The following is an 8,105-nucleotide window of genomic DNA, read 5'->3' as shown; positions in this document are numbered from 1 at the left end:
CGAAGATCCAAAGCTAACATCGGGTTTCTTGTTCTTTTTGTCTCTTGCCTCTTGTCTCTTGCCTCTTGCCTCTTGCCTCTTGCCTCTTGCCTCTTGCCTCTTGCCTCTTGCCTCTTCCCTGCTCCCTGCTCCCTAAAACCCAGAGATTTGTACCTCATGGGTATAAGACTTGCTATATATCCTAAACAATCTTGCTGAATCGCTTTTTAATAAAAAAAAATCCAGGCTCTTTCAGACTCCTCCCTGCTCTCTGCTCCATAAAATTTATACTTCAGGGAATTTAAACCCAGTATATTTTTATATTTTAAGCTAATTAAAGGTTTGATTAATCTAGTAGTTTTAGCGGATAAATCTTGGTACATTTTGATAAATTTATTTAATAAATAGCTCAGTAAAATCACTTAGGCTGATCCCTTAATTAATTTTGTTTGTGGAATTTTATAGTGAGCTAGTCAACACCTTGAACACAGGAATTACTTTCCTAATAAAAATACTAGGAGAAATAAATGGCTACTTTCATAGTTAACACCAGAGCTGATGAAAATGATCCAGTTGGTTCCGGCGGCAATCTTTCTCTGCGAGAAGCCATTAACGAAGCCAATAATACCCCAGGGGACGATATCATTACCTTTGATTCCAGTCTCAGTGGAATAATTAGCCTCACTAGTGGACAACTAGTAATTACGAGTAATATCAGCATCGAAGGTAATGGTTCTAATATCACTGTAGACGCTGGAGGTCGTTCCCGTGTCTTTAATGTCGATGATGGAAATCCAGGCATTAATCAAACCGTCGGCATTGATGGGTTGACCATTAGCGGAGGGTATCTCGACGGCGAGAGTGGTGCTGGTATCTTCAATAATGAAATACTAACTATCACTAACAGCATAATTCGTGACAATTATACTTACAATAGTAATGGATATGGCGGCGGTATCTATAATGCGGGAACTGTTAATATCACTAACAGCACCGTTACTTTGAATCGAGGTTATTACGGCGGCGGCATCTATAACAAGGGAACTGCTAATATCACTAACAGCACCATTGTCGCCAGTTACAGTCCGGCGTTTCAAGGCGATAACATTTACAGCAGTAGAAGCGCAACTACTACTGTAACTAGTAGCATCATTGCTGAGGGAGTAAACGGTAATAGGGATATTTTCGGGCCTTTCATCAGTGGTGGCAATAACCTGGTTCAAGCTGCTAATGATGGAACCGGCTTCACTAATGGGGTGATGGGAGACTTGGTTGGAATTGATCCGCTCCTAGGTGGATTGGGCGACAATGGTGGTCCTACTGACACCGTAGTACTTCGTCCTGGTAGCCCTGCCATCGATGCTGGCAGCAATCCTAATGGCTTGACCACTGACCAACGAGGTGCTGGATTTGCTCGAGTAGTGGGAGGTACCCCTGATATTGGTGCTTTTGAAGTACAGCCAGTGACTCCACCAGTAGACCCTCCACAAGTAATCCTTCCAGCAGTTATCTCAATTGGGATTCTCATCCGTGCTCAACGTGATAATCTCTCCGGTGGTCAAGGTGATGATTTCTTATCAGGTTTCAATGGTAAAGATATTCTGTTGGGTAATGATGGCAATGATACTCTCAGAGGTGATTTTGGTAGAGACCTGCTGTTGGGTGGCAATGATAATGATTTACTCTTTGGGGGTCGCGGTCGGGACACCCTCGATGGTGGCCAAGGGGATGATACCCTTGAAGGTGGTTTTGGTCGTGATTTGTTTGTCTTGAGAGCTGGTGATGGTCAAGATACGATCCTGGACTACTCTGATGGCATAGATCAATTTAATTTAGATGGTCTGAGCTTTAGCCAACTTGAAATTTTCCAAGGTGATAACGCTACTTTACTCCTGGTTGAGAGCACTGAAGAAGTCTTAGCATCTCTAGTTGGGGTGGATGCTAGTGTGATTGATGCTGGAGACTTTATCAGTATCTAAGTGAGAACGATCCCATTAACAGCCGATTTTGCTGACGGGGCGAGAGTTTGGGGTGTGGGGCACGGGGAGATGGGGAGATGAGGATATTTTTATGAAGGATAATTATCCGGAATTTATATGATAGCGCTTCTAATACTTATCAGGTACACAGGATTTTTGCCCTGTTCCCTATTCCCGTTTTCCCATTCCAGTTTTCCCATTCCCTAAAACCAAAAATTTGTACCTCACCGAAATAATAATTGCTATATAATTAAACATCAAATGAAAACGACCGAATTAGTTTCCGCAGCCACTACTTCCCAGACCGAATCAACCAAACCAACAGTACCTCAGACACCGATAGCACAGGTTCTCGATTTTGACACTGACCATCAAATCAAACAGATACTGCCTCAGTCTATCCACTTTATCTCTGGTCTACCTCGCTCCGGATCAACTCTGCTAGCAGCATTGCTGCGCCAGAATCCCCGGTTTCACGCTGGCATGACTAGTGCTGTAGGAGGGTTGGTCAATTGCCTCCTGGAAAGAATGAGCAACAGTGAGGGGGCTATTTTCATCTCCCCAGAGCAGAAGCGTGACATTCTCCAGAGTCTATTTGCCGCTTACTACCGCCGCTCAGTAGAGGAGCAACAACTTATCTTTGATACCAACCGCCTCTGGTGTAGCAAACTACCTCTGATTAGTGAATTGTTCCCGGAATCCAAGATAGTGTGTTGTGTCCGTAACGTAGCTTGGATCATGGATAGCTTAGAACGCCTGGTACGACGCAACGCCCTGGAAGTTTCTGGTTTGTTCAATAATCAAGAAAATTTCACTGTCTACAGCCGCACTGAAGCCCTATCTAAAGGCGATCGCCTAGTGGGATTTGCTTACAATGCTCTCAAGGAAGCGTTCTACAGCGCACAGGGTAATAAATTGCTCCTGGTAGATTATGAATTGTTGACCAGGTGTCCAGCAGATACCTTAAACCTAATCTACCAGTTTCTAGGAGAAGAGCCCTTCGAGCACAATTTCGAGCAGGTGGAGTACGACGAACCGGAATTCGATGCCAGGCTACGAACCCCAGGATTGCACAAGGTAAATCGCCGGGTGGAATTTACTCCCCGGCGCACAGTCTTACCACCAGATTTGTTTGACAGGTACAGCCAACTGTCATTTTGGGGTGACCAGACTAACAGCCTGAGTCATGTTCTTCGGTTCAATCCTGTCAAACAAAAGTCTTAGGGGAGATAGGAGTATTGGGAAAGCAGGGCTATTTCATTCTTTCTTTGGAATAAATTGTTAGGTCAATGGGGTGAAAGGGAGCTTAGGAGAAACGCTCTAGTCAACTTTTGACTAGAGTAACTTATTGATAAGTTAAGCGATCGCATCTTATTGAACAAAATTTGTGACGCATTCCCCCACTTCGTTCAAGTGGGGGTAAAGGAACAACTTATCATTAATCGTCATCTCCCTGATTGTTGTGCTTATTGATACATCTGGTGCCAAATCTATCAGTAACAGTAATTGGATGTGGTCATTTTTAACTAAGTCAGCTTTCGCTTCTTTAAGTATGCAGCGGTGTTTTTGACATATGCCATTGATGAGATCGATTATGTCTAACTCGCTTATCACCAGATCTCACCGGATAACGAGACTTCGTGACCAAGACTATAGCTATCTCAATAGAGCCCACCCTATGGGCAGGGATACCACCAGACGGCTTGAAACCACAATAGTCGATGTTCTATACTCTAAGAATGATAGCAAAGAAGTCACAGAAAATTATTCGCACCGATCAGTGGAGTCTTAAGCCAAGTGCCCCTCAGCAATTAATGTTTGCTGAGACAATCTCTATTTATCAACGTGCCTGTAAGTTTTTGACTTCAATCCTATTTACCCATTGGGATACAATCGGTTCTTTAGATACAAAAGAAGCCGTTACAGCCGTAGAACGGCTAATGCACCAAACCAAGAAAAACCCTAACCCTAAGTATAAAATATTTAATCGAGTATTTTATAAATTGCCGTCTTATTATCGTCGTGCTGCTATCGCTTTTTCCTTGGGGCAAGTTAGCAGCTTTGTAACGAGATATAGAGACTGGCAATGTGGACAGTCACGGAAGAGACGGGATGCTAAGCCACCATTACTGACGATGGTAGCTAACTGTTATCCAGCGCTTTATCAAGGTCAATGTTATCGGTTAGATTCCCTCGAAGAAATTCAAATCAAAGTATTAAACGGGAAAAATTGGGTATGGACAACAGTTGGGATCGTTTCAACTCGGAATCGACATACTATTCCAGCTAACAAACAGCTGTCACCGTCGCTGATTCAACGCAATGGGAAAGCGTGGTTATCGGTTCCGTTTCATTGTAAACCTGATCATAAAAAAGAAGTTAATCGTGTAGTAGGAGTAGATCTAGGAATTAATAAAACTGCTGTTATTTCAGTCGTTGAGTCCGATGGCACTGTAATTTATCGTGAATTTATTCACCCAGGAAGAGACATAGACCGTCGTGATAAGAAGCTGAAATCAGTCTCAAGAAAAGCCTCGAAAACGATGGGTAAAGGCGGAAGGTTACACAAAGGTTTTTGCCGGAATACTTATCGGAAATGTCGCCACATTAACCGTCAAATAGCGCAGATAGTCTCTAAGGGGATTGTTGAGATCAGCATTGAGTATAATGTTTCGGTTATCGCTTTTGAATATCTAAAAAACTGGAAGCCCAAAGGTGGGAAGAAGAAATCTAATCTTAAACAGCGTTTCCACGGTTGGTTAAAGTCTATAATTCGAGAATTAACCGAAATGAAATGGATAGAATCTGGCGGTAAGATTCATGATGTAGTTGCCCGAGGAACATCTAGTAACGCTTATGACGGTAGTGGAACAGTTTGGCGTGATCGGAAAAATTACGCTCTAGCTAGGTTCAGTAACGGTAAACGATACAACGCTGATTTAAGCGCTAGTTACAACATTGCAGCTAGAGCTATTCAAGAACTCACTCGCAGAAATGACAGTGAGAACCGTAGTAGCAAAAGTTCTACTCGGTTGCCTAGAAGTCGGGCAGTCTTATGTGATCTATGGGTAACCTCAAACGATAGCATAGGACACCCCCACCTCAAGCAAAGCTAGGTGGGGGTGGCTTCATGGTCAACCGTCACCCTTGACACTTCAACCTTAAACCTTAAACCTTAAACCTTAAACCTTCAACCTTCAACCTTCAACCTTGGCCTTTGGCCACGCTACGCGAACAACCATCAACCCTGACCTTAAGGCCGTAGGCCACGCTGCGCGATTAGCCCAAAGGGCTACGCTACGCGAACGGCCACGGGTGCGCGTTCAACCCTCAACCCTGACCTTAAGGCCTTTGGCCACGCTGCGCGATTAGCCCAAAGGGCTACGCTAGGCGAACGGCCACGGGTGCGCGTTCAACCGTTAACCAAATTTGATAATCATAGCTTGCACCAGCTGAATAATTTCAAAGGTGACGAAGACGCTGAGAATAATTGTCACTAATTTATTCAGTATCGGTATGTTGCCATACCCAAACCAAGAGGCAACAAACTTGATTAACACCATACAAATGGCGCTAATGATTAAAAATTGCAAGATTGCCATTGTTTTATTCCCTGATTAACACGAAACAAGTCAGTAACTTACTGTATGCCCTATTCAATAACGAATCCCCTAATTACAAGGAAAATTTTATAAAAATCTTAAACAATTAATCAAAATTCACCCTATTGTGATCCGTAGTATATTCCCCTACCATTGGTACCAATAAAAACAAGTCCGAACTCCTGCTTACTCGCCTCCATCACAGTAGGTCTATTGCCAATTGGTCGAGAGCGATCGCCCATCCGTGTCCACGTGCGTCCCATGTCAAGAGACTGGTATATTCCTGGTTCTTGGGCACTGCTTTTGGCTGAGCTTGCTAGGCTTCCTCTAGCTTCCTGAGTCCTAACCCTATTGTCGAGATTAGGAAAATTTCCATCAATATTGCCATAAATATATAGTGCTGGAGTGTCGCTTCCCTGGGGTGCTTTACCAAAAGCAAATAGGTGAGCTCTGGTTACTGAAGGCAGCTTGGAGAATGACTTACCGCCATCGGTAGAGCGATAAAAACCCTTACGGTCTAGACTCAGCCAAATTTCGCCCTTAACCCCTGGCACCGTTTTCAGGGAATGCCAACCTTCATTCCGCAGTGAATCATTCACAATTTGAAAGGATGAGCCACCGTCATTGGAACGATAGACTTTGCCTTTAGCATAGTAATAAAACGTGTTGCCATCTACAGGGTCTGCCGCTAAAGATTGAGACCAATTCCATGGACCACCGGGACCATTGGGTAATCCTGAAACCTTTTGCCAGGTCATCCCTCCATCCTTAGTGCGCAACGGCTGACCTTGACTAACTGTCACAACAAATAAATTGGGGTTAGTAGCAGACATAGCCACCCGCATCGGCATAGTATTGTCTGGAAATGAGGCAAACTGTTGCCATGTCATACCACCATCGGTGGAAGTAGCTCCAGTATAGGTTGAATTCCAGCGGTAACCACCAACCCGAACCATCTGTAAGGGTTTAGTTTCACAGTAAGCAATACTATAGGTATCCTGGAATGACTTACCGGGCTCCCCCAGACCAAGTCGTTGAGAGGGGTAAGTATCTAATCCTTGGTTATGGTAGAAACCATCCACATCCGCCACCCCACTAACAAGTATCGGACCACGGGGTGGTGAAACCAGAGTAAACGGAACAACTTCCTCGTGTCCAGCGGCATAGTTAGTCCAAACAACGGGATTAGCATTAAGATCGTCTGTCCGCCATACACCGTACCAATCCGTAAACCAAACTCTTCCCGGTACTTTCGGGTCAAACTCCATATCTGCCATATGATTAGCAAAATACTTCTTCGGCCACCAGGGAATAGTGTTGTTAGCAGAAGCAGTCTTCTGTTTCCAGGTAGTGCCGCCATCTAGGGAACGATAGAATTTGGTTTTTTGTGTGCGGTTTAGGGCAACTATAATATCCTCAGGATTAGCAGGATTGACACTGAGCGTACCAAAAATGCGATTAGATCCCCCTGGTTTCATGGTTTTCCAGACACCATTGGCATACTTGTGGACTCCACGATTACTGGTACTGGTGACGTAGAGGATATTCTTGTTTCCCACAGCCATGCGATTGACGGTTTTTGGGCTACCAGCTACCTGAGTCCAGCTGACCCCAGAGTCAGTAGATTTGTAGATGCCATCTCCATAGGGCGAAGCATAAACTAAACCCGGTACCTGTTTATCAAAGACAATAGCTGTAATACCAATTTTGTTATCTGGTTTACCTGCAAAAGAAGTCACGTTTTCCCAGGTAGCACCAGCATCCGATGATTTCCAGAGTCCATCTTCTCTAGAGCCGAAGAGGATAATATTGGAATTGAACGGATCAACAGCTAGTCTCTCTCCTAGCCATTTTTTCTTGTGGTTAGCCCCCATCTTGAGCTCTAGGTTCAACTTTGTCCAAGTTTGTCCTTTATCGGTAGATTTAAATAGTGCTCCCGGTTCAGCCCAGGGATATTTTCCAGCCGCAATATAGACAATCGTTGGATCATTGGGATCAACAGCCAGTGCTTCTCCTCCATAGTAGTTTCTATCAGAGAAGGGAAAGTGTTCTGTCAGGGGAATCCAACGTTGCTTCGCCTCATCCCAACGATAGAAGCCACCCACATCAGTCCGAATATAAACTAAGTCTTTCTCCAGTGGATGGAGGTAAACACCAGTAACATAACCACCACCTCCGATCGCTACATTAGTTGTCCCGAGGCGGATATTATTCTGGTATTTCCCAAAACTCACTACCTCAGCCTGTCCTGAATTTACCTTAACGATATCAGTGACTAATACAATTGACCCCAGCATCATCAAACTAGTCAGGAGCATCAGTCCTAGAGTAACCCTTTGCCTAAACCAACGGTTTGGTTGGGTAATAGCTCGAATCCGGTGATTGGTAATCCACTTAGCAAGGGTTAGCCCAATCGCAGAAATAAATAAGCATAAAAGCACCCTGAGTGCGATCGCAAGCAAGTCAATCATAGAAATAATAGATCAGCAACTTGGACAAGACTTCCCCAGTAACTCTACTAGTAGAGTACTTTAATAACCAACCG

Annotated in this window: 5 protein-coding genes; 3 read left to right on the top strand and 2 right to left on the bottom strand. The window is 44.2% G+C overall.

Annotated features, from left to right (window positions below):
• Positions 1 to 506 precede the first annotated feature (506 nt).
• The 3 genes from F6K52_RS09830 (at position 507) to F6K52_RS09820 (ending at position 5,074) form a co-directional block, all read left to right on the top strand.
• Positions 507 to 1,958, top strand: a complete 1,452-nt coding sequence (locus F6K52_RS09830) for a choice-of-anchor Q domain-containing protein (protein ID WP_293076860.1) — start codon at positions 507 to 509, stop codon at positions 1,956 to 1,958.
• Positions 1,959 to 2,219: 261 nt separating this feature from the next.
• Positions 2,220 to 3,182, top strand: coding sequence for a sulfotransferase (locus tag F6K52_RS09825; protein ID WP_293076858.1), 963 nt, complete (start codon positions 2,220 to 2,222; stop codon positions 3,180 to 3,182).
• A gap of 497 nt (positions 3,183 to 3,679) precedes the next feature.
• Positions 3,680 to 5,074, top strand: a complete 1,395-nt coding sequence (locus tag F6K52_RS09820; protein ID WP_364416893.1) for a transposase — start codon at positions 3,680 to 3,682, stop codon at positions 5,072 to 5,074.
• A gap of 303 nt (positions 5,075 to 5,377) precedes the next feature.
• Here F6K52_RS09820 and F6K52_RS09815 read toward each other — a convergent pair whose 3' ends face one another.
• Positions 5,378 to 5,560: a hypothetical protein gene (locus F6K52_RS09815; RefSeq protein WP_293046047.1), complete on the bottom strand. Its 183-nt coding sequence runs from the start codon at positions 5,558 to 5,560 to the stop codon at positions 5,378 to 5,380.
• Positions 5,561 to 5,682: 122 nt separating this feature from the next.
• Positions 5,683 to 8,031, bottom strand: coding sequence for a hypothetical protein (locus F6K52_RS09810; protein ID WP_293076856.1), 2,349 nt, complete (start codon positions 8,029 to 8,031; stop codon positions 5,683 to 5,685).
• Positions 8,032 to 8,105: the final 74 nt, after the last annotated feature.

This window comes from Moorena sp. SIO3H5, from assembly GCF_010692395.1.
GTDB lineage: Bacteria > Cyanobacteriota > Cyanobacteriia > Cyanobacteriales > Coleofasciculaceae > Moorena.
The sequence above is the reverse complement of the archived record's forward strand: the minus strand, read 5'-3'. Positions and strand labels throughout refer to the sequence as shown.